The organism is Streptomyces sp. NPDC059696, from assembly GCF_042733745.1.
Lineage (GTDB): Bacteria > Actinomycetota > Actinomycetes > Streptomycetales > Streptomycetaceae > Streptomyces.
In genome coordinates this window covers 88,462-110,618 of record NZ_JBHWFG010000010.1, presented here as the reverse complement: position 1 = coordinate 110,618, position 22,157 = coordinate 88,462, and the positions used below count along the sequence as shown (strand labels likewise).

The following is a 22,157-nucleotide window of genomic DNA, read 5'->3' as shown; positions in this document are numbered from 1 at the left end:
GTCAAGGGGTTGACCGATGACGGTTTCGCCAAGGAGGCAACCCCCGGAACCCGACGCCGACCGGCCCGGGACGCCAGGTTTCCGGGCCGGTCGCGGTGTGAGAACGGCGGGTTACGCGGGTGCTTCGCGGTGCCGGTAGTACGCGGCGCCCGACGGGGGCAGCGGCTCCTTGCCGAGGATGAGATCGGCCGCCTTCTCCGCGATCATCATCACCGGCGCGTAGATGTTGCCGTTGGTGATGTAGGGCATCACGGACGCGTCGACGACCCGCAGGCCCTCCAGACCGTGCACGCGCAGGTCGGCCGGGTCCACGACGGCCATCTCGTCGGTGCCCATCTTGCAGGTGCAGGACGGATGCAGCGCGGTCTCACCGTCCTCGGCGACCCAGGCCAGGATCTCCTCGTCACTCTCCACGGACGGCCCGGGCGAGATCTCCCCCGCGTTGTACGGGGCCATGGCGGGTTGATTGAGGAGCCTGCGCGCGACCCTGACGGCCTCGACCCACTCGCGGCGGTCCTGCTCGGTGGAGAGGTAGTTGAACCGCAGCGCCGGGTGCTCGGCCGGATCCTTGCTCTTGATCTTCACCGAGCCGACGGCGTCGGAGTACATGGGTCCGACGTGGACCTGGTAGCCGTGTCCGCCGGCGGGCACGGAGCCGTCGTAGCGGACCGCGACGGGCAGGAAGTGGAACATCAGGTTGGGGTAGGCCACGTCGTCGTTGCCGCGGACGAAGCCTCCCGCCTCGAAGTGGTTGGTCGCGGCCGGGCCCGTGCGGAAGAGCCACTGCAGCCCTATGAAGGGGGCACGCCACTTGGCGAGGTACGGCTGCATGGAGACGGGCTGCTTGCAGGCGTACTGGATGTACACCTCCAGGTGGTCCTGGAGGTTCTCGCCGACGCCCGGCAGATCGTGTACGACGTCCACGCCGAGCGCTGCGAGCTCCTCGGCGTTGCCGACGCCCGAGAGCTGGAGGAGCTGCGGGGAGTTGATCGCGCCTCCGCAGAGGAGGACCTCACCGGCCCGCACCTGCTGCGGCCTGCCGCGACCGCGCCGGTACTCGACACCGACGGCCCGCTTGCCCTCGAAGAGGACGCGGGTGACCAGGGCACGTGTGGTGACGGTGAGGTTGGGCCGCTTCCGCACGGGCTTGAGGTACGCCTGCGCGGCCGAGAGCCGGCGCCCGCGGTGGACATTGCGGTCGAACCTGGCGAAGCCTTCCTGCCGGTAGCCGTTCACGTCGCTGGTGGGAGCGTGCCCCGCTTCCTCGGTGGCCTTGAGGAAGGCTTCGAAGAGCGGGTTGGTCCCGGGGCCCCGTTCGAGGACGAGGGGGCCGTCGTGGCCGCGGAACTCGTCGCCCGGCTCGGCGGCCAGGCAGTTCTCCATCCGCCGGAAGTACGGCAGGCAGTGCGCGTAGTCCCAGCTCTCCATGCCGGGGTCGGCCGCCCAGCGCTCGTAGTCCATGGGGTTGCCGCGCTGGAAGATCATGCCGTTGATGCTGCTGGAACCGCCCAGGACCTTGCCGCGCGCGTGGTAGACGCGCCGGCCGCCCATGTGGGGCTCGGGCTCGGACTCGTACTTCCAGTCGTAGAAGCGGCTGCCGATCGGGTAGGTCAGTGCCGCGGGCATGTGGATGAAGACGTCCCACGGGTAGTCGGGTCTGCCTGCCTCCAGGACCAGCACCCGGTTGCCGGGATCCGCGGAGAGCCGGTTGGCCAGTGCACAGCCGGCCGATCCACCACCGACGATGACGAAGTCGTACTGCAAGTCAGCCATGAGGCCTCGTCTCGCTCGCGCCGTAGAGAATGCGCGGCATGCTAGTACCGGTATCTCTATACGCACCAGGTTGCGGACAACGCAACTTCAGTTTTTCCGCTCCAGGCCCGTGACCTGCACCGCTGTCGGCTAAGTTAATCACCCGTATAGTTGCGTTGTGAGCAACTACCATCCAGATACCGAAACGACAAGTGCGCCGACCGGTGGGGTGCAGTCGGTCGACCGGGCCATCACCGTGCTGGAGATTCTGGCCAGGCGGGGCGAGGCCGGTGTCAGCGAGGTGGCCGCCGAGATCGACGTGCACAAGTCCACGGCGTTCCGGTTGCTGGGCGCCCTGGAGGTGCGCGGACTGGTGGAGCAGGCGGGCGAGCGCGGCAAGTACCGCCTCGGTTTCGGCATCGTCCGTCTCGCCGGTGCGGTCACCGGGCGCATCGACATCACTCAGCAGAGCAGACCGGTGTGCGAGCGCCTCGCCGAGGAGATCGGCGAGACGGTGAACCTCGCCGTGATGCAGGAGAAGTACGCGATCAACCTCTTCCAGGTGCGCGGTCCGGGCGCCGTCACGGCGTTCAACTGGGTCGGCCAGCTGACGCCGCTGCACGCGACGTCCAGTGGCAAGATCCTGCTGGCCCACATGCCGGCGAAGGAGCGTGCCGCACTGCTGTCGGACGCGGGCCTGAAGAAGATGACGCCGCGCACCCTGACCGCGAAGACGAAGCTGGAGAAGAACCTCGCCGAGGCGCTGGAGCGCGGCTACTCCTGGACGCTGGAGGAGTTCGAGGCGGGGCTGCACGCCATGGCCGCCCCGGTCCGCAACCGGGACGGAGAGGTCGTCGCGGCGCTCAGCGCCTCGGGGCCGGCGTACCGGCTCACCGAGGAACGCATTCACGATCTCGCTCCGGTGCTGGTCAAGGGCGCGGACGAGATCAGCCACCGGATGGGCTACCTGGGCTGACGCCACTGCGTCGCGTGAGCCGACCGCCGCACGCGCCGGGAGGCGCCGGGCCGCCGGAGGCCGGCGCCGGCGCTGGTGCTGGTGCGGCGACCCCGCGTCCAGACGCTCCTGGACGAAGGTGTGGAACTCACCGCCGGGTCGAGCCGGACCGGGCCTCGCCGGAGCAAGGAGCAACGCCGTTTTCAGGACGGGTTGGCCGCGAGTTGCTTGCGCCAGCGCATGAACAGCCGGGGCTGGTTCATGCCGAGGACGGCGACCGGATGCCCGGCACGCCGGTAGACGGCCAGGACGTCACGGTCGTTCGCGGCGCCTTCCTCGATCGTGACGCTGTCGGCACGGGAGGCGTTGCCGGCGAACTGGATCCTGACGCCGTACTGGTCGGACCAGAAGTACGGCGGCCTCGGGACGCCCGGTTCCGACTCGCCCCAGGAGAGCAGGGCGGCGATCGCCGCGTCGGGGCGCTCCCGGGCGCCGGTCCAGTGCTCGACGCGGCGGTGGGTGCCCGCGCGCGGGTCGTACCAGGAGGCGCAGTCGCCGACCGCGACCACCCCGGCCACGCTGGTGCGGCCGTCCGCGCCGCACCTCACGCCGTCGCCGAGTTCGACCCCGGAGCCCGTCAGCCAGTCGACGCAGGGGCGGGCCCCGACACCCACGACGACGATGTCGGCGGGAATGCTGCGGCCGTCCTCCATCAGGACGGCGTCGACGCGGGTCTCGCCGCTCAGCCCCTTGACGCCCACGCCGCACAGCAGGCGCACACCGTGGTCGGCGTGGAGGGCGGAGACGATGCTTCCCATGGCCGCGCCGAGCGGTCCGGCCAGCGGGGTGGGCGCCGCCTCGACGATGGTGACGTCGAGGCCGAGGGCGGAGGCGGTGGAGGCCACCTCGGCGCCGATGAAGCCGCCGCCGATCACGACCAGGCGTCCGCCCAGGGCCAGTTCGTCCCGCAGGGCGCGGGCGTCGTCCAAGGTGCGCAGGGTGTGCACACCGGCCAGGCCGGCCATGCCGGGCAGGGTGCGGGCGGTGGCGCCGGTGGCGATGACGATGCCGTCGGCTCTCACGTCCCGGCCGTCGGTGAGCCGTACGGCGCGGGGTGTGGTGGCGAGTCCGGCGGCGCGGGCGCCGAGCAGCCATTCCGCTTGCAGGTCCTCGTCGTCCGGCTCCAGGGCGAGCTCGGCTTCGCCGATGCCGCCGGCGAGGAACTCCTTGGACAGCGGCGGTCTGTCGTACGGGCGGTGGAGTTCGTCGCCTATGACGACCAGCCGTCCGTCGTACCCCTGCTTGCGCAAGGAGCGCGCCGCTGACAGACCGGCCAGCGACGCGCCCACCACGGCGACTGTCCTCACGCGACGCCCCCGGCGAGCCGGGCGGCGATGCAGGGAGGCAGGTTGGGAGCTGCCATGGACAGCCGGACGTAGATCATGCCGTCCTCGACGAAGACCTCGTGCGTGCGCACCGGGAGCTTGGCCGGCGGGGCGTCGACGGCTCCGGTCCTGAGGTTGAACTTCGAGGCGTGCAGCGGGCATTCGACCTCGCAGCCCTCCAGCCAGCCGTCGGCGAGCGAGGCGTCCTGGTGGGTGCATGTGTCGTCGATGGCGAAGAGTTCACCGTCGTCGGTGTGGAACACCGAGACCGGCGGGTCGATGTCGAGCCTGTGGGCATCGCCTCGGGGCAGATCCACGAGACGGCACGCGGGAATCATCATGACACCTCGGTGCGTATAGCGAAACGGATTGCGGTGAACGCAACGCCAGTTTGGGGGCGCCCGCAAACCCTTGTCAAGGAGTTCACAGGCCGCTCGACGCCCGGATTTCGCGTTGCGCGATACAGAACGCTTTTCATGATGAGAAACGCAGGTCAGAGCCGGGCAGCCCCTCGGGGACGGCTGACAGTGGCCCGTGCCCCCGGGTTCGGTGGTGCGGCCGGGACCGCCCGTGCCCATGGGTTCAGCCCGGCCCATGGAGGACGGAGGAGGTTCGGCCGCCCCGGCCGCCGCGGAGGTTGTCGTGTCACCAGCCGCGGACGGCCCACGTCTTCAGGTACGGGGCTTCCGCCTCGATGGTGGTGGTGTCGCCGTGTCCGGTGTGCACGACTGTCTCGCGGCGTTCGATGCGGGGTGCGCCGGCCATCACAGCACCACCACCGAGCGCAGTACATCGCCGCCGTGCATCTTCTCGAAGGCCTCCTCCACGTCGCCGAGTCCGATGGTCTCGGTGACGAACGCGTCCAGGTCGAACCGGCCGCCCAGGTACAGGTCGATCAGGGCCGGGAAGTCGCGCGAGGGCAGGCAGTCGCCGTACCAGCTGGATTTCAGTGCGCCGCCACGACCGAAGACGTCGAGCAGCGGCAGTTCCACCTTCATCTCCGGGGTGGGCACACCGACCAGTACGACCGTGCCGGCGAGGTCACGGGCGTAGAAGGCCTGCCGGTAGGTCTCCGGACGGCCGACCGCCTCGACGACGACGTCGGCTCCGAATCCACCGGTGAGTTCGCGCACGGCCTCCACCACGTCGCCCTTGGCACCGTCGACGGTGTGCGTGGCCCCCAGGGTCATGGCGCGGTCCAGTTTGCGCCGGTCGATGTCGACGGCGATGACCTTGGACGCGCCGGCCAGCCGGGCGCCGGCGACGGCGGCCATGCCGACACCGCCGCAGCCGATGACGGCGACGGAGTCCCCGCGCCCGACGGCGCCGGTGTTGACGGCGGCACCGAAACCCGCCATGACACCGCAGCCGAGCAGCCCGGCTGCCGCCGCCGGGGCTGCCGGATCGACCTTCGTGCACTGTCCCGCGGCGACCAGCGTCTTCTCGGCGAAGGCGCCGATGCCGAGGGCGGGCGAGAGCGGGGTGCCGTCGAGCAGCGTCATCGGCTGCGTGGCGTTGTGGGTGGCGAAGCAGTACCAGGGCTTGCCCTTGCCGCAGGCCCGGCACTGGCCGCACACCGCCCGCCAGTTGAGGATGACGAAGTCCCCGGGCGCGACGCCGGTGACCCCCTCCCCCACCGCCTCGACGCGGCCGGCCGCCTCGTGCCCCAGAAGGAAGGGGAACTCGTCGTTGATCCCGCCTTCGCGGTAGTGGAGGTCGGTGTGGCAGACGCCGCACGCCTCGACCTTGACCAGCGCCTCGCCCGGGCCGGGGTCGGGGACGACGATCGTCTCGACGGAAACCGGGGCGCCCTTCTTCAGGGCGACGACGGCACGTACCTCGTGAGCCATGAGCTGCTCCTCAGACGGGAAACTCGACGAGCCGCGTGCGTTGCTCCGTGAGTTGCCTCATCAGATACACGCTCCGCGATACGCAACCGAGCATCGGGGAGGACGAGGCCGGGGGTCAAGGGGGCGGCCGCGACCGCACCGACTCGGACGGGCTCGCCAGGCGATGTCCGACCGAGAGCATCGCCGTTCGGGCCCAGCGGGTGAGCCGTCCGGCGTGGTGGACGCGATCACGGAGAGCGGTCTGCGGGCCCGCCTGGCGCCCGGCCCGGGCCTCTGCTGCGTCCGTCTGGAGCCGGAGGACGCGCTCTCCGCCGGCTGACGCCCTGCCCGAGCATGGCGCCGCCGATGGCCGTGTCCCCGCGCGGTACCCGGGCGGGGACACTCTTCCCGTCGGAGGGGCTGGGTCAGTTGGCGTTCACCAGGTCGTGCGCGGGCACGGTGACCGTCCGCTTGCCCGGCTGGCCGCCGAGCACGATCTTGCGCAGGGCGCTGTTGTTGTCGAGGTTGGTTTCCTTCAGCCGCTTCGCGGGGTTCGCCAGCACCTGGATGTAGTAGGTGCCGTTGGGCACGTCGGTGATGTCGAACGACTGGCCCGGCAGATCCTGGGTGTACGTGTCACCGGATCCGACGTCCAGCACCTCGCGGACGGAGATCGAGTTCTCCTCACCGCAGGCGGTGGCCAGGTCCGTGTTGTACGGGTGCCAGTTGGCGTTCTTCACCGTGTAGTCGATCGCGTCGGTGTTGGCCAGGCAGAACGCTTCCTTGCCGCTGCGCACGGCCTCCTTCTTGTCGGCCTTCAGCAGCCGGTAGCTGGCGAAGTCGGTGAAGTGCCAGTGCACGTGTCCCGGGCGCGGATCCCACTCCATGGTGCCGGTCGGGGTGTAGCCGACCTGCTTGCCCTTGGCGTCGTAGAAGTACTGGAAGGCGTCCATCTTGGCCTTGCCGGGCTTGCGGAACCCGTCCACGACGAGCTGCGCGGGGCCGGCGTTCCAGACGTTCGCGCTGAACGCCAGGTAGTCCTTGCCGGGGATGTCCTTGTCGCCGTCGCTGATGGTGATGCCGTAGGCCGGCAGCGAGCGCAGGTCCGGCTTGGGGACGTCCGGGACGGAGGGCGTGCCGGTGGGCCGCTTCGACAGCGGTTCGAGAGCGGGCGCCTGACGCGAGCCGTCGGTCTGGCCGCCGCCGTCCCGGGCCTGCGGAGACTGCGCGGACTGCTGCTTCTTCTTCAGCGCCCAGGGCAGGGCCGGCGGCGCGGCCTTCAGCGGGCCGTGGCCCACGTTGTAGGAGGGACCGGCACCGCTCGTCACCGGCGCGGCGGCCTCGGCCGGGGTCGGGGCATGCCCGGGCCCGTGGCCGGCGTGCGCGTTCGGCGCCTGGTGACCGGCGCCGTGCTCGGCGTGCCCGGAGTGCTCGGCGTGCGCGCCGGTCTTCGCTGAACGCGGTGCTGCTCCGGTGGAGCCCTCTTCGCCCTCGCCGCTTCGTTCCACCACGGTCACCTTGACCGTGGCCGCCTTGTCGGCGATGCCGAACAGGTCGCGGTACTTCTTGGCGACACCGACCTTGGCCGTGTACGTGCCGGCCGGCAGCTGGATCGGCTCGGTGTAGGAGCCCGCGTAGGTGTTGGCCGCCCAGCCCTTCTCGACGCCCCACACCGAACCGAGGGTGAAGGGGTTGGTGGGGCAGCTCTCCGGATACTTGGAGGTGGCGGGCGCGTCGGGCCGCACCCGGCCGCTGGCGTTGTTGGGGCAGAAGCTCTCGCTGCGGGAGAGGACCTTCTTGCCTGCCTTGTCGGTGAGGGTGATCTCCGAGAAGCCGGGCAGCCCGGAGAAGTCCTTAACGGTGCCGGTGGGCAGCTTCTTCGCCTTGGGCTTGCCGCCCTCGTACACGGTCTGAGTGACCGTCACCGGGTCCTTGTAGGACTTCCGGTTCACCTTGAGCTCCAGCGGCGTCCCCTCGGCGATGAGGTAGGTGCCGAGGTCCAGGTACACACCCGGCTCCTCCTTCCAGGAGGTGAGCGTCACCGACGAGGTCGCCGCGACGATGCTCAGCTCGGGGCCCTTCGCGGCCTTCGCAGGCTCCTGTGCTGCGGCCACGATGCCGGCCGTGACGGCCGTCACGGCGACGGCCGTGGTGCCGGCGAGCAGCGTACGCCGCAGCCGAGCGGTGCGTCTTCTGGTCATGGTTCCCTCGTCCTCCGGTGCTGTGAGAAGGAAGCAGGCGGCTCCGCGCGTCCGCGAGACACGGGCCGGGCCGTCATCTGAAAGGCGTTCATCTCGCCCGTGCTGTGAGAGGAACGGACCGGTGGCGCGGTTGTCCGGCGGGCGGAAAGAGAGAGGACTGTTGGCCGAATGCCGTCGTGATGACGGAATCCGGCCGTATCCGGTTCACGGCAAGAGGAGCGCGAAGGAATCAGCGTGCGGGTCGACGGACTTGGGTGTTGTGCTCAAGGCCGGGCGCCGGGCTCCAGTTGCGCAGGGGCACACCTACGCGTCCCAGACCTGCGGCTCCTTCCCGAACGTCGAGCCGCACGTGTGCACTGGGGACTCTCGGCTGGAGGTCATGCTCTGAGCACACGTCGCGCTCACCACTCGTCCTCCCCGTCGTACTCGGGATACGGCAACGGGTCCGTGACCCAGCCCGCCGTCAGCACGAGCCGTGTGTGGCGATGCAGGGCGAGGAAGCCGAAGGGGCGGTCGAAGGCGGCGCTGATCAGGGTGGTGACGTAGCGGAGGTCGGGCAGGCCTCCGCCGACTGCGCCGATCGCCGTCACCGCGGCGGCCTCGAAGCCCAGCGCACCGAACGTCGCCATGGTGCTCTGCTCGGCCGATCCGACGGCGAGCGGGACGTCGCTGATGCCGGGGAAGTGACCGCGTGAGGTGTCCCGTGCCTCTGTGAGCCCGAACAGCCGGTGCAACCGGAGCAGATCGTGGCTCGCGTTCAGGTGATACGCCGCGGTCGTCACCTTCAGCGACGGCGGCGTGGGCCGCGTGCAACGTACTCTCTCCACGCGCAGACCGGGACCCACATGCCCGTAGGGCAACTGCGGCCCGCGCACGACCGCGCTCCTGCCTGCGAGGATGTCGATCCCTGCTCCGAGTACTTGTCCCGGTGTCATGCCCTCTTCGCCGAGCAGCAGGTGCACGTCCAGGGCGTTGTTCCCCAGCACCTTCAGCTCGGTGACGCATCCGCCGGGCGTGTCCGCCACCCCGACCCGGTCCAGCACCGCACTGGAACGCCACAGGCCCAACCGCGGCTTGGTGGCCCAGGGTTCGTACGCCGTTTCCAGTTCGACCTCGTGGAAGGGGCTCAGCCACTGCGTGCGCATGGTCAGCGCGCTGGCCAGGACCATCCGCGTGTCCTCGGTCAGCGTGACCGGCATACGGTCGATCAGCCCGCCGGTGCGCTTCACTGCCCAGGCGTCCAGGGCCTGGTGGTCGGCCGTAGGGTCGCCGGTGAGTATCCCGTGGGCGTCGGTCGGCAGGCCTGCCTCCCACTCCTCCTTCAGTTGCAGCGTGCGCTTCGTCCACAGCCCCAGAGCTGTGTCGAGACCTCGCATGGCGTCCATCGTCGCGAGCAACTCGCGTGCGCCGGCCGCCGCTTGCCGGGCGGGGATCCCGAGAGTCTCCGCCAGCTCGGCCCGTGCCACGCCCCCGGCTCCGTCGGCAAGGTGGGCCAGCAGCGGCCACACCCCCGCCGCCGAGAAGACCGTGCCGCCCTCCGAGACACCCGCCCACCGCGCCGTCAGCCCGTTCACCGCGTGGACCGCCGTCGTCACCGCTCCCATTCCACCCCCGCTGTCAGCGCGCATGCTACGTGCCCAGTCGTAGAGCAGTGTGCATGGCGCCACCATCCGCCGGGACTCTCCATGTCGTCCCGGGTCGGCACCTGGCCGGTGTCATGGAGGTCACCGTGCTCTGCTGCGGGCCGGGAGGGTGAACCAGGTGGTCTTGCCCTGGTCGGTGGGGCGTACGCCCCAGCTGTGGGCGAGGGCGTCGACGAGGAAGAGGCCGCGGCCGGATTCGTCATCGGGAGCGGCCAGGCGGGGCTGGGGCAGGTGGGGGCTGTGGTCGCTGATCTCGACGGTGAGTTCGGTGGCGGTGCGGCGCAGGTGGAGCCCGAGGGGGCCCTGGGCGTGCTGCACGGCGTTGGTGAGGACTTCGGAGACCAGGAGGCGGGCGTCGTCGGCGAGGTGGGCGCAGTTCCAGGTGATGAGGGTCTTGGTGAGGAAGCTGCGTCCGTCGCCGACCGAGGAGGCGTGGGCGGGCAGGTCGGTGGTGGCGGTGGCCAGCGGGGCGGCGGGGACCTGGGCGAGGAGCAGGGTGACGTCGTCGTCGTGGTTGTCGGTACCGGGCAGCAGTGCGGCCAGGACGCGGTCGGCGACGGTCTCCAGGGCGTCGGTGGTGGCGAAGGCTGCTCCGAGGGCGTTGGTGAGGTCGGCGAGGCGGTGTTCGATGTCGCTGCCGGGGGTTTCGATCAGGCCGTCGGTGTAGACGACGAGTGTGGCTCCGGGGGGTACGGCGGTGCGGGTCTGCTGGTGGAGAATGCCGCCGACGCCGAGCGGCGCGCTGGTGGGCGCTTCGAGTACCCGCACTTCACCGGAGTCGGCGACGAGGGCGGGCAAGTGGCCGGCCGAGCAGACGGTGATCTCGCCGGTGTCGGGGGCGAGGATCAGGTAGCAGCAGGTGACCAGCTGGTCGGGCAGGTCGAGGTCGGCGACGACGGCATCGAGGGCCTGCATCAGCCGGCGGGGTTCCATGCCGGTCTTGGCCAGGGCGTGTGCGGCGGCCCGCAGCTGGCCCATGACGGCGGCCGCGTCCAGGCCGCGTCCCATCACGTCGCCTATGAGGATGCCGACCCGGCCCGCCCCCAGGGGGATGAGATCGAACCAGTCGCCGCCCACCCCGGCCCCCTGGGTGGCGGGCAGGTAGCGGTGGGCGGCGGCGAGGCCGGGGATGGCCGGTGGGGTGCCCATGAGACTGCGCTGCAGGGTGAGGGCGATGTGCCGCTGCTGCTCGTACAGGGCGTGGAGTTCGGCCTCGGCCCGCTTGCGGTCGCTGATGTCGCGCACGATGGCGCACGCCCCCTGGACCATGCCGTCGGCGGCGCGGGTGGGCCACAGGGTGACGTCGACGTCGAGCAGCTGCCCTCCACGGGTGACGCGGAGCGTCTCGAAGTGCTCGATCTTCTCGCCGCGGGCCAGCCGCTCCAGCAGCGCGGTGATCTCGTGGGTGCGGTCGGGCAGGGCCAGCAACGCCACGTGGCGGCCGATCGCCTCCTCGGCGCTGTAGCCGTACAGGCGCTGAGCGGCGGCGTTCCAGTAGGTGATGTGCCCGTCGAGGGTCTTGGCGAGGATCGCGTCCTGGGAGGACTCCACGAGCGCGGCGAGCTGGTTGATGTGCTGTTCGGCGGCTTTGCGGTCGCTGACGTCCCGGACGGCCGCGGAGACGAGGAGGCCGTCGGCGGTCTCCAGCGGGCTGAGGCTGATCTCCACGGGGAACTCGGTACCGTCCTTGCGCAACCCGTGCAGCTCCAGGCCGGCCCCCATCGGCCGCACCTGCCGGCTCGCGGCGTACGCCTCCCGGTGCCCCGAGTGCTGAGGACGGAACCGCCCGGGAATCAGCAACTCCACCGACTGGCCCAGCAGTTCCGCACGCCCGTACCCGAACAGGGACTCGGTCTGCGCGTTGACCAACCGGATCAGACCCGCATCGTCCACGATCACCATCGCGTCCGGCGCCGCCTCCAACAGCCCCCGAAACCGCTGTTCGGCGGCTTTGCGGTCGCTGACGTCCCGCACGGCCGCGGAGACGAGGAGGCCGTCGGCGGTCTCCAGCGGGCTGAGGCTGATCTCCACGGGGAACTCGGTACCGTCCTTGCGCAACCCGTGCAGCTCCAGGCCGGCCCCCATCGGCCGCACCTGCCGGCTCGCGGCGTACGCCTCCCGGTGCCCCGAGTGCTGAGGACGGAACCGCCCGGGAATCAGCAACTCCACCGACTGGCCCAGCAGTTCCGCACGCCCGTACCCGAACAGGGACTCGGTCTGCGCGTTGACCAACCGGATCAGACCCGCATCGTCCACGATCACCATCGCGTCCGGCGCCGCCTCCAACAGCCCCCGAAACCGCTCCTCGTCCGCCATCGGCCCGTCCCCCGCGGATGCGGTACCGCAGCGACAGGACGGCGGCCCCGGTACTCCGGCCCCGCACGCCGGCACTGTGTTGTCTTCGTCGTCCATGGCGGCCCCACCCGGCTGGCATATCTACAGGAATCGGGCCATCACAGCGCAGCGGCGTCGAGCGCACCCGCGTATGCCCACTACTGGCCCCTCAGTGGCCGAACCTGTCCGCTTGGCTCCGACAACCCATTGGTTTCCGGAAACTCTCCGGTCAAGGCCGGAAAGGCCGCCGAGGGTCTTCGCGGACTCCTCGAACAGGACAGGCACGGCAGGAGGAGGCGGGGGACGGTGCGCATCCGCCAGGTCCGTAACAGGCCACGTATACAAGGAATGCGCAACTTCGACATGCCCCTCTGAGGTGGCTAACGTCAACAGCGCTACGGCGGTCGCCGCGGCCCTGCCAGGAGCCCCCACCAGGGAGACGCATGCCCCATTTTGCTCTGTACACATTCGGCGTCCTGAAGTCACCCCTCGCCGATCCGGCTCCTCTCACGCTCGAGTTCTACGGCGTCGGAGAGGCCGTCTACCGGAAGGTCAGCCGGCACCCCGGATACCTCGCCCATGCTGAAGCGGCAGACGGTGAACGGGGCGTGCTCTTCGAGGCGGACTGGGGTGCATGGGGACAGTTCGCCGTACCAGCCTGGTACGTGAAAGGGCGTACGGCGGAAACCACCGCCCTGGCCGCGACGCTCTCACTCTGGACCGACCCGAGCGCCGCCTTCGACGCCGTCTACACCGGAGTGCACCGTGAGGCACTCAGGAGGCGACGTGACTGGTTCGAAAGGACAGGACACCCGAATTACGTCTCCTGGTGGGTCTCCGAGGGTGCGCTCCCCACGTGGCAGCAAGGGGTGGCCAGACTGGAGCACCTCCGCGAACACGGCTCCACTCCGCACGCCTTCACCTTCCATCACTCCTTCGCCCCGGACGGAACTGCGACCACGGTCAAGGGCATCGGGCCCGGGAGCGACCCCGTCGGCTGACCGACAGTGCCGTCAGGAGGCCCCGCACAGGGCGAGGTGGTCCGCGCGACCGTGCTGACCGAGATACCCCTCACCGACGGTGGTGCGAGCGCCCGGCACCAGGGTGGAGCATCGGCTCGTCGCACCGTCCTCGTAGACGACCGCGACGCTCAACGTGTCGACGCAGTTGTTGGCGGCGTCGGTGTACCGCCAGCTTTCGTACATCACGACGCAGGAAGGGGCCGGCTCGTGCGGCAAGGGCGTTGCGGAGGCCGAGGCGGGCGACACCAGCGCGAGACTCACGATGACGACGGGCCCCAAAGCCATACCCGACCTCTTCATCCCTCTCAGCATGCTTCTGCTCCTCTGTTGCGGGCAATTGCGTTCAAGTAGTTGCAAGTTCTCTTCACCTAGAGCACCGAGCGAGTTCAAGAAGCGAAGGTTTCAGCGCTTCAGCGAGCAGAGCAAGGTACGGCAGCGGCTTTCGGACGTGCTCGCGCTTGCGGGCCCCCGGCACCGAACACCGGGGGAACCCCCGCCCGCCACGTACAGCACGCGAGTGAGCCTTCAACCATGGCAATGCGGCACGCCTTCCGTCTGTGGGTGGACCAGGCAGCCGCCGGTCGAGGCCCAGCCGTGCACCAGGTGACAGCTGCAAGGTTCGCCGCGCGGCTCCTGCTCGCTTTTGGCCGGAACCGGCCGGGGCTATCCGGCGCTCGGCGGATCCTCGGTGAGTGTGACAACGGCCGCCAGGTCTGTGCCCGCCCGTAGCAGTGCCACCGTCCGTTCGGCGATCTGGTCGAGGCGTCGCTGCAGGATGCGTCGGGCCTCGCACAGGCCGTGGGGGCGCCCCAGGGAGGCCATGATGTCGCGCACTTGGGGGATGCCGTAACCGGTGCTGCGGAGGGCGGCGATGATGCGGGCCGCCCCGATCGCCGAGGGGTCGTATCGGCGTGCCCGCAGTGACGTCACCCGCTCGGGGGTGACAAGCCCTTCCTGTTCCCAGAACCGCAGAGTTGAGGGACGTACACCGAGCGCCGCGGCCAGCTGTGTGATCGTCATCGCGTCGCTCTCCTGCTGCTCCGGTTCGGGTGGGTGCGCCTCGGCCTGGATCGCCCGCAGGGCTTGCTGAGCGCGCAGTGCCTCCTCCCGTTCGCGCGTGAGGCGTACATGCACCGCGCTGATCGTCGAGGCCGCCTCGGTGAGCGTCTCGCTCCGCAGCTTCGTGAGCATCCGACGGGCCGCGACGGGCCCCACGGCCCCGGCGAGTCCGCGATAGGCGCGCAGTGCGTGGACGTGCGCCGGCGTGTAGGAGCGGTAGCCGTTGGCCGATCGAGCCGCCGGCGGAACGACTCCCAGGCGCTCCAGGTCCCGCACCTGCTGGACCGAGTACCCCGACTCCCTGGCGACATCGACAGTTCTCAGCACCACACCGGCCAACCCCACACCAGCACTTGAAGGTCACGCTTGAACCATGAGTATGGAACACATCATCGCCACCGTGCGAGGCTTCGACGGCGCACTCGTGCTCGTCCCGGAACCTGGAAGCGACGCCCCCGAACTCGCCTGGGGGGACGCGTTCTTCTACTACTCCCCCGACGGCCGGGTGCCCGCCAACGCCCAGCCCTACGGCACGATCGTCACCAAGAACTACCCGGGCGACAGCGCCTTGGACCTCGACCCTCCGGGCCGCTGGCGGGTGAACATCCACGTCGGCCGTGGGATGTTCCAGGAGCTCACGGGAGAGGAACCGCGCGCCCTCGGCCGCACTCACGACCTCGCGGCCACCGATCATGTGATGCCGCATCCGGTGTACGGCCCACTCGGCTGGGTCTGTGTCGTCAATCCCGGTGCACGGACCATGGGCACGGTGGTGCAGCTGCTGCGCAGCGCACACGAGGCCGCCCGTGCGCGCTGCACACGACGGCGCTCACCGCAGTAGGCCACGTCAACCCCCCGCCGTGACCTCCCGCGCAGTGTGCCGAACCGCTCTGATCGTGGGCTCGGAGCGCCTCGTCCGTGACCAGGCGAGAGCGGAGGTGGAGGGCGTCAGGTCGGTCACGTCGACGTAGCTGATACCCGGGCGCGGGAAGTAGTCGCGGGCGGCCGCCGGCAGGAAGCACATTGCTTCTCCGGTGGCCACCGTGTGCAGCAGCGATTCCATGTCGGTGACCACCGGTCCATATCTGACCCGGCTGCCGTCGGGGCGGGGATCAACGGCCCAGAAGTCCCACCACAGCCGCGGGACCTGCTCAGGCATGTCGACCACCGGGACACCGGAAAGCCGGTCCAGGGTGAGCCGGGGCGAGACCGCCAAGGGGTGGTCGGCTGCGAGGCAGGCCACGCGTGGTTCCGTGGCCAGGTGGTGCAGCTCGATGTCGTCCGTCACCGGAGGACGGACGAATGCCACATCGACCTGTTGGTGTGTCAGCGCGGCCAGGTGATCGCGGAAACCGAGATTCAGCAGGTGCAGCGCCACGGAGGGGTGGCGCTTCTTGAACAGGCCGAGCACGGCGCGCGTGTGTGCCATCGCGGCTTCGGCTCCCACGGTCCCCACGATGAGCCGCCCGGAGATCTGTCTCAGCTGTGCGTCGGCGACGCGCTTGAGCCGATCGACCGCGGCGACCGCCGCACGGGCTTCGGGGAGCAGGGCTCGCCCTTCCTCGGTCAGGGTGATGGCCCGGCCCGTGCGCTCCACCACCCGTACGCCCAAGCGCTTTTCCAGCTCTCTGATCTGCTGGCTCAATGCCGGCTGCGTGATGAACAAGCGCGCGGCGGCATGCCCGAAATGGAGCTCCTCGCTCAGGACGAGATAGAGCCGAAGCTGATGAATACTCGGTTCCCTCGATATGGACGCTGCCATTCCCACGAGCCCCTTCTTCGGTGTGACTTGCGGCCATAACCAACGGCTTATCGATCAGCAGACATCGCGCGCCCTGGCTTCGGTGACGCACCGGCCCCGACCGTGTGATAGTCAATGGGCCGTCACTTGATCAGCCCGACGGTCGCACACGGGGAACAGCGCTCCGTCATCGGTCGAGAGACGTTTGCGGAAGCACGACTGGTTCCCGTGTGAAGCGAGTGTCCCCAGTAACCGGGGATGGTGGCACAAGGCACAAGGGGGAACCTCACGCATGCGCGCGCATTTTCGCCGAACGGTGCTGGGCCGGATCCTTGCCGTTCTCCTGTCCGTAGCGGCTGTATGGACCACGGCGTGCGCGCCGAGCGGCTCTTCGGCAGATCAGCGGAGGCAGGTGCCGCGAGAGCTCACGAGGGCGGAACGAAAGATTCTGGCCCAGGCGGAGAAGATTCTCACGCGGGAATGTATGCGGAAAGAGGGTTTCTCTTTCTGGGTCACCCCGGAACTCCCCGATCCCCTGGAGCGCTTGTTCCCGTACGTCATCGACGACAAGCAGTGGGCCGCCGCGAACGGCTACGGCCGCGGTGTCCGAGAACGCCGGGAGGTCATGGCCCGCGACGACCCCAACCGTCGTTACTTCGAACGGCTCGGCACCGACCGTAAAGCGGCCGCTGTCACGGCACTCGACGGGCCGACCGCGGAAGGACTGGAAGCCGATGTCCCTGGAATGGGCAAGATCCGGCACAGCGACCTGGGGTGCGCGTCCGACGCCCAGCGCGCGCTCTACACCGATCTGAGCGGCTGGTACCGGGCCAAGAAGGTCACCGACGCCCTGGACCGGTCGGTGACGGTGGCGGTCGCCCGTGACCCCGGGCTCGTCGCCGACACCAGGAAGTGGGCCGCGTGCATGCGCGAACGAGGCCACCCCTACGACAGGCCGCAGCAGACACGCGAACGCTTCGCGCAGGGCCACGAGGCCGGTGAGTTCAGCACGGCTCAGGCCGAGGCCGCGTGCGCGCAGTCGTCCGGGCTGGCCGCAAAGGTAAGGGAGTTGAGCCGTTCGCAGCACCGGAAGCTGGGCTCCCGCCATCGCGCGGAGGTCGAGGACCGCGCCGTCCTCGAACACGAGGCGCTCAGTCGTGCGCGCGACATCGTCCGCCAGGGCTGATCAACCCGAGAGCAGACAACGAGAGGAACAGGACATGGGAAAGCTCGCGTCACTCGCCGGCGCGGCCGCTCTGGTGGCCGTCGCACTCACCGCTCCCACGGCTCAGGCCGCCGAGCCGAAACCGGCGGACCAGCGCAGTGTCACCGCGGCCGCACCCGACGGCAAGCTCCACGCCTGGGAGCACCCCTACCGGGAGGGCGGCCACTGCGCCTGGAGCGGGGCAAGCCGCAACTGGGACTACCCCGGCCCGGGCTGCCCGCACCTGCGCAACCTCGCCTCCTCGGTGGAGAACCGTGGCTACGCCGGCAGCTACGACGACGTCAACCTGTACTACGGCGAGGACCAGAGCGCTGCCTACGCCTGCCTGGGCCGGGGCGACATGTGGCTGGACCTGACCCTCGGATGGGAAACCTTCAGCCACGGCTGGCCCTGGTGGGACGGCTACGGCGAGTCGGTGAACGACAACATCTCCTCCCACAGCTGGACGGACAGTTGCTGACCCGCCGCGCGTGATCACCGGAGGGCCTGCCACGCGGCCCTCCGGTGCTCCGGTTCTCCGCGCTCTAGGGCAGGGACTGCTCCGCCCAGATCACCTTGCCCTGGGGGGTGTACCGGGTGCCCCAGCGCTCCGCCATCTGCGACACCAGGAACAGGCCCCGGCCGCCCTCGTCCGTCGTCGCGGCGTAGCGCAGGTGGGGCGAGGTGCTGCTGCCGTCGGCCACCTCGCAGATCAGCGTGCGGTCGCGGATCAGCCGTACGTGGATGGGCCCGGAGCCGTAGCGGATGGCGTTGGTGATCAGCTCGCTCAGGATGAGTTCCATGGTGAAGCCGATCTCCGACAGGCCCCATTCCTCGAGCTTGCGGGACACGGCGTCGCGCATGCCCGCGACGGCGGCGGGGTCCTGCGGTACGTCCCAGTCGGCGATCTGGTCGCGCGGCAGCTGCCGCGTGCGGGCGACGAGCAGGGCGACGTCGTCCTTGGGGCGGCCCGGAAGCACAGTGTCCAGCACGTGCTGGCAGGTCTGCTCGGGCGAGCGGCCGGGTTTGCCGGCGAGCGCCTCGCGCAGCAGCTCCATCCCCACGTCCAGGTCGCGTCTGCGGTCCTCGATGAGGCCGTCGGTGTACAGGACGAGCTGGGTTCCCTCGGGGAGGCACACTTCCGCGGTCCGGAACGGCATGCCGCCGAGGCCCAGCGGCGGACCGGCGGGCACGTCCGGGAAGGTGACGGTCCCGTCGGGCCGGACCAGGGCGGGCGCCAGGTGCCCCGCCCGTGCCATGACGTAGCGGCGCGTCACGGGGTCGTAGATCCCGTACAGGCAGGTGGCGCCCACGACGCCCGCCGCGTTCTCCGCCGTCTCGCTCTGGTCGATGCTTCCGACCAGGTCGTCCAGATGGCTCAGCAGCTCGTCGGGGGGCAGGTCGAGGGCGGAGAAGTTGTGCACCGCCGTACGCAGGCGTCCCATCGTGGCGGCGGCGTGGAGGCCGTGGCCGACCACGTCGCCGACGGCCAGGGCCACCCGGCTGCCCGGCATGGGGATGACGTCGAACCAGTCGCCGCCCACGCCCGACTGGGCGGGGAGATAGCGGTAGGCGATGTCGAGGGCGCTTTGCTCGGGCACGGCCTGCGGCAGGAGGCTGCGCTGGAGGGTCACCGCGAGGGCGTGCTCGCGGGTGTAGCGGCGGGCATTGTCGATGCTGATCGCGGCGCGGGCCACCAGCTCCTCCGCCAGCGACACGTCCTCCTCGTTGAAGCACTCGTGCTGCCCCGTGCGCCAGAAGGAGGCCATGCCCAGTACGACACCACGGGCCTGGATGGGCGCGGTGATGAGGGAGCGGATGCCGTAGTCGATGACCGCCTTCGCCCGCTCCGGGTCCTGCATGCGCCACCCGGTGGCGGCCGGCAGGTCGCTCACCAGCTGGGAGCGGCCACTGCCGAAGCCGCGCGCCTGCGGTGTGGCGGGGACGTAGTCGAAGAGCCGGCCCTGTTCGATGAGCGGATGGTTGTCCACGATGCCGGACACCGCCGCGCGTCGCATGTCCGTCCCCGTGGGGGCCGGCTCCTCGCCGTGCAGGACGGCGTCGGCCAGGTCCACGGTGACGAAGTCCGCGAAGCGGGGGATGGGGACGCGAGCCAGTTCGTCGGCGGTGCGCAGCACGTCGAGGCTGGTCCCGATGTGGAGTCCGGCGTCGTACAGCAGCCGGAGCCGCTCGCGGGCCACCTCAGCCCTGCCCGTCACCGTCTGCAGCTCGGTGGAGTCGCGCAGCGTCACCACCGTTTCCCTGGGTCCTCCGTCGTGGCCCGTGGGCCGCTGGTTGACCGCGATCAGCCGGTCTCCCGCCAGGTGCACCTCGTCGGTCGCCTCGCGGCCGGAGGCGAGCAGCTCCTTCATGTCGGGGTCGAGGCCGGGCAGGTCCGGGACGAGCCGCCCCTCGATGTCCGGGGGCAGCTCCAGCAGGCGTCTGGCCTCGTCGTTCGCCAGCATCAGCCGCCCGTCGGCGGCCACGATGAGCACGCCCTCCCTGACGGAGTGGAGCACCGTGTCGTGGTGCTGGTACATCAGGGCCATCTCGTCCGGGGCGAGGCTGTGGGTCTGCCTCCGCAGTCGTCTGCCCACCAGGGCCGTCGCGCCGGCCGACAGCGCGAGGGCTCCGGCGCCCGCCCCCAGGATGATCGGCAGTTGCCGGTTCAATTGGCTCTGGACGTTCTTGACCTTCATCCCGGCCGAGACCAGGGCCACCACGTCATCGTCGGCGTCCTTGATCGGGACCGTGGACTGCACCTCGCGGCCCAGCGGGCCGTCGACGCTCTCCACGTAGACCTTGCCTTCCAGTGACGGCCCGATCTCGCCCACGAACTGTTTTCCGATCCGGTCCGGCAAGGGATGCGTGTAGCGGATGCCCGTGGTGCTCATGACCACGATGAAGTCGACGTCGGCGGCCCGGCGCGCCGCCTCGGTGAGGGGCTGGAGGATCTTGGTGGGGTCCGGGGTCCGCAGGGCCGCCAGAACGCCCGGTGAGTGCGCGAAGGTCTGTGCCACGGCCGTGGAGCGGCGCCTGGCCTCGGCACTGCTGTCCCGCTCCGACTGCAGGATCAGAGCGAAGACGCCGCAGGCTACGAGCAGCACGACCAGAGCCACCTGGAAAACCAACACCTGCCCGGCCACAGTCCGCGTGCTCTTGCTGATCAGACCCTTGACCGACAGGTGTCGAAAACGGGCGAAAGGACTCGCCATGCGACCTTTTTAACACCGGTGATCTGAAGTGGCCAGGGCGCGCCCGATCCTCGGCCGGTCGACCCCGGGGGTCCGCAGGGCTGCGCGCCCGCGCTCCGCAGGGGTCGCGCCCCTCGGAACCCGGCCGCTCGCAGCACATTCTCGTACGCGCATGATCACCCCACGCGCCATGCCCGATGTGACCGATAAGATGCTTTTGTGATCACGTCTGCGCGGCCGTGGCGCCATCGCCCCGCCTACAGCGGCCGATGGGAAGCTGCCCGGTTGTCGCCCCTGGTCCTGACCGTTCTCATCGCCGCCCTGGCGTTCTCCACCCCCAGGGAGATCGCGTTCAGCCGCCTCCTGCCCGCCGCGCCGGCTCTCGCGGCCGCGATGTGGCCCGTGCTCCCCACGGTGGTGCTCGGGGCGCTCTGCCTCGTGCTCATGCTCGTTCTCAGCCTGTTCCACACCGACCTGGGAACGCCGTACACCTCGGCCGCGATCATCGCGGTCACCCTGGCGGCCGCGTACGGCAGCCATGTCCGGCTGCAGCGGGAGGAGACGCTGTTCCAGGTCCGTCTCGTCGCGGACGCGGCCCAGAAGGTGCTGCTGCGCCCGCTGCCGAGCCACATCGGGGGCGTCGAGATCGAGTCGCTGTACCTGGCGGCCCAGGAGCAGGCCCGGATCGGCGGCGACTTCTACGAGGCGATCGGTACGCCGTACGGGGTCCGGCTGCTCATCGGCGATGTGCGGGGCAAGGGCCTGTCCGCCGTCGGGGCGGCGTCGGCGGTGATCAGCTGTTTCAGAGAGGCGGCGTACGACGAGCCCGATCTCCAGGGCATCGTCCACCGCCTGGAGACCACCGTCACGCGCCACAGCGCCGCGTTCCCCGTCCAGGACCAGCCCGAGCACTTCGCCACCGCACTCCTGGCCGAGATCCCGTACAGCGGCGACCGGATCCGGCTTCTCAACTGCGGGCATCCCCCACCGCTGATCGCGTACTGCGGGAAGGTCCGGGTCCTGGAGCCCTCCGTCCCCTCCCCGCCCCTCAACCTCGCGGGGCTCATCGGCGACCGCTACTGGGTCGACGTCGTGGCCTTCGCCCCGGGAGAGCAACTGCTGCTCTACACGGACGGCGTCTCGGAGACCCGGGACCACACGGGCAGCTTCTTCCCACTGCCGGACTGGATGCGGCGCCAGGGCCCCGAGCATCCCCGCGAGCTGCTGGACCAACTGCACCGGGACCTGCTCCGGCACAGCGACGGACGACTCGACGACGACATCGCGGCCCTCGCGCTGAGGCGCCCCGGCACGCAGGACCGGGGGGTCGTCGGCTCCGGGGGGTGAACCGGGGGGTCGTCGGCCCGGGGGGGGAACCGGGAGGTCGTCGGCCCCGGGGGGTGAACCGGGAGGTCGGCAGCCGGCCCATGAGGGGGAGCCGTCATCGCCGGGTGGGAGCGCGTCGCCTTCCGGGCCGGGGGGCGCCGGGTCGCCGTTGGGGATGGGCCGCCGCCGCACGACGACCGGTGGATTGGTCCGTCGGCCGGCCGATGGTCCGCGGAATCGACTCCGGCGCCCCGGGTACCCCGCTTCCGGACCCATCACTGTCAAGCTGCACTCGGAGAGTCATGACGCAGGAGATCGAGAACGAGCAGGGCAACCGGTTCTGCAAGGCGTGCGGCACGCCGGCGGAGGACGGGAAGCTGTGCCGCCACTGCGGCGCGGTGCTGGACCTCCCCTCCGGGGGCGGACTGGTCGAAGACGAAGGTGCTGCTGTGCGGCGTGACTTCGAGGGCCGCTCCGCGGGCGACTGAAGCGGACAGGACCGCCCGGGCTCG

18 protein-coding genes and 1 pseudogene are annotated in these 22,157 nt (G+C 70.2%); 7 read left to right on the top strand and 12 right to left on the bottom strand.

Translation table 11 applies throughout. The features are described from left to right. Positions 1-111: 111 nt before the first annotated feature. Positions 112-1,773, bottom strand: coding sequence for a choline dehydrogenase (gene betA, locus ACFV20_RS13695; RefSeq protein ID WP_385655891.1), 1,662 nt, complete (start codon positions 1,771-1,773; stop codon positions 112-114). 208 nt (positions 1,774-1,981) lie between these two features. Here betA and ACFV20_RS13690 point away from each other — a divergent pair, with 208 nt between their 5' ends. Next, positions 1,982-2,728, top strand: a complete 747-nt coding sequence (locus tag ACFV20_RS13690; RefSeq protein WP_385655889.1) for an IclR family transcriptional regulator — start codon at positions 1,982-1,984, stop codon at positions 2,726-2,728. 182 nt (positions 2,729-2,910) lie between these two features. On the opposite strand, the gene ACFV20_RS13685 is transcribed toward ACFV20_RS13690, so the two are convergent. From ACFV20_RS13685 to ACFV20_RS13655, 7 genes and pseudogenes are all read right to left on the bottom strand, one after another. After that, a complete protein-coding gene (locus ACFV20_RS13685) occupies positions 2,911-4,074 on the bottom strand; it encodes an NAD(P)/FAD-dependent oxidoreductase (RefSeq protein WP_385655887.1) in 1,164 nt (387 codons plus the stop codon). After that, on the bottom strand, positions 4,071-4,433 hold the full coding sequence (locus ACFV20_RS13680; protein WP_385655885.1) for a bifunctional 3-phenylpropionate/cinnamic acid dioxygenase ferredoxin subunit: 363 nt from the start codon (positions 4,431-4,433) through the stop codon (positions 4,071-4,073). The genes ACFV20_RS13685 and ACFV20_RS13680 overlap by 4 nt, the downstream gene beginning before the upstream one ends. Positions 4,434-4,737: 304 nt before the next feature. Continuing rightward, positions 4,738-4,827, bottom strand: a pseudogene (locus tag ACFV20_RS13675) (MBL fold metallo-hydrolase); the annotation flags it as partial. Between the two features lie 29 nt (positions 4,828-4,856). After that, the gene (locus ACFV20_RS13670; protein ID WP_385655883.1) at positions 4,857-5,942 is read right to left on the bottom strand and encodes an S-(hydroxymethyl)mycothiol dehydrogenase; all 1,086 of its coding nucleotides are present in this window, start codon (positions 5,940-5,942) and stop codon (positions 4,857-4,859) included. A gap of 404 nt (positions 5,943-6,346) precedes the next feature. Further along, positions 6,347-8,122 (bottom strand): lysyl oxidase family protein, encoded by a 1,776-nt coding sequence (locus tag ACFV20_RS13665; protein ID WP_385655881.1) that lies wholly within the window; start codon positions 8,120-8,122, stop codon positions 6,347-6,349. A gap of 401 nt (positions 8,123-8,523) precedes the next feature. Further along, positions 8,524-9,726: a serpin family protein gene (locus ACFV20_RS13660; protein WP_385655880.1), complete on the bottom strand. Its 1,203-nt coding sequence runs from the start codon at positions 9,724-9,726 to the stop codon at positions 8,524-8,526. Between the two features lie 120 nt (positions 9,727-9,846). Continuing rightward, complete coding sequence (locus ACFV20_RS13655; RefSeq protein ID WP_385655879.1) at positions 9,847-12,081, bottom strand: PAS domain S-box protein; 2,235 nt, start codon at positions 12,079-12,081, stop codon at positions 9,847-9,849. A gap of 461 nt (positions 12,082-12,542) precedes the next feature. Between ACFV20_RS13655 and ACFV20_RS13650 the strand changes: the two genes are divergently transcribed. Then, positions 12,543-13,100: a DUF3291 domain-containing protein gene (locus tag ACFV20_RS13650; RefSeq protein ID WP_385655878.1), complete on the top strand. Its 558-nt coding sequence runs from the start codon at positions 12,543-12,545 to the stop codon at positions 13,098-13,100. A 12-nt stretch (positions 13,101-13,112) separates the two neighbouring features. Here ACFV20_RS13650 and ACFV20_RS13645 read toward each other — a convergent pair whose 3' ends face one another. Together ACFV20_RS13645 and ACFV20_RS13640 are read right to left on the bottom strand one after the other, a co-directional pair. Further along, positions 13,113-13,406, bottom strand: coding sequence for an alpha-amylase (locus ACFV20_RS13645; protein WP_385655876.1), 294 nt, complete (start codon positions 13,404-13,406; stop codon positions 13,113-13,115). A 378-nt stretch (positions 13,407-13,784) separates the two neighbouring features. Continuing rightward, positions 13,785-14,504, bottom strand: a complete 720-nt coding sequence (locus ACFV20_RS13640) for a MerR family transcriptional regulator (RefSeq protein WP_385656103.1) — start codon at positions 14,502-14,504, stop codon at positions 13,785-13,787. Between the two features lie 55 nt (positions 14,505-14,559). Between ACFV20_RS13640 and ACFV20_RS13635 the strand changes: the two genes are divergently transcribed. Further along, positions 14,560-15,021: a DUF6194 family protein gene (locus ACFV20_RS13635; protein WP_385656102.1), complete on the top strand. Its 462-nt coding sequence runs from the start codon at positions 14,560-14,562 to the stop codon at positions 15,019-15,021. A 6-nt stretch (positions 15,022-15,027) separates the two neighbouring features. Here the strand turns inward: ACFV20_RS13635 and ACFV20_RS13630 are convergent, their stop codons facing one another. Then, complete coding sequence (locus tag ACFV20_RS13630; RefSeq protein WP_385655875.1) at positions 15,028-15,942, bottom strand: LysR family transcriptional regulator; 915 nt, start codon at positions 15,940-15,942, stop codon at positions 15,028-15,030. Between the two features lie 463 nt (positions 15,943-16,405). On the opposite strand from ACFV20_RS13630, the gene ACFV20_RS13625 reads away from it, so the two are divergent. Beyond that, positions 16,406-17,107, top strand: a complete 702-nt coding sequence (locus tag ACFV20_RS13625; RefSeq protein ID WP_385655873.1) for a hypothetical protein — start codon at positions 16,406-16,408, stop codon at positions 17,105-17,107. A 34-nt stretch (positions 17,108-17,141) separates the two neighbouring features. Continuing rightward, a complete protein-coding gene (locus ACFV20_RS13620) occupies positions 17,142-17,606 on the top strand; it encodes a hypothetical protein (protein WP_385655871.1) in 465 nt (154 codons plus the stop codon). A gap of 64 nt (positions 17,607-17,670) precedes the next feature. Here ACFV20_RS13620 and ACFV20_RS13615 read toward each other — a convergent pair whose 3' ends face one another. After that, positions 17,671-20,340: a SpoIIE family protein phosphatase gene (locus ACFV20_RS13615; protein WP_385655869.1), complete on the bottom strand. Its 2,670-nt coding sequence runs from the start codon at positions 20,338-20,340 to the stop codon at positions 17,671-17,673. Between the two features lie 273 nt (positions 20,341-20,613). Here ACFV20_RS13615 and ACFV20_RS13610 point away from each other — a divergent pair, with 273 nt between their 5' ends. After that, positions 20,614-21,666 carry a PP2C family protein-serine/threonine phosphatase gene (locus ACFV20_RS13610; protein WP_385656101.1) on the top strand — a complete coding sequence of 351 codons (1,053 nt, stop codon included), beginning with the start codon at positions 20,614-20,616 and terminating at the stop codon, positions 21,664-21,666. Positions 21,667-21,947: 281 nt separating this feature from the next. Further along, a complete protein-coding gene (locus ACFV20_RS13605; RefSeq protein ID WP_385655867.1) occupies positions 21,948-22,133 on the top strand; it encodes a hypothetical protein in 186 nt (61 codons plus the stop codon). Positions 22,134-22,157 lie beyond the last annotated feature (24 nt).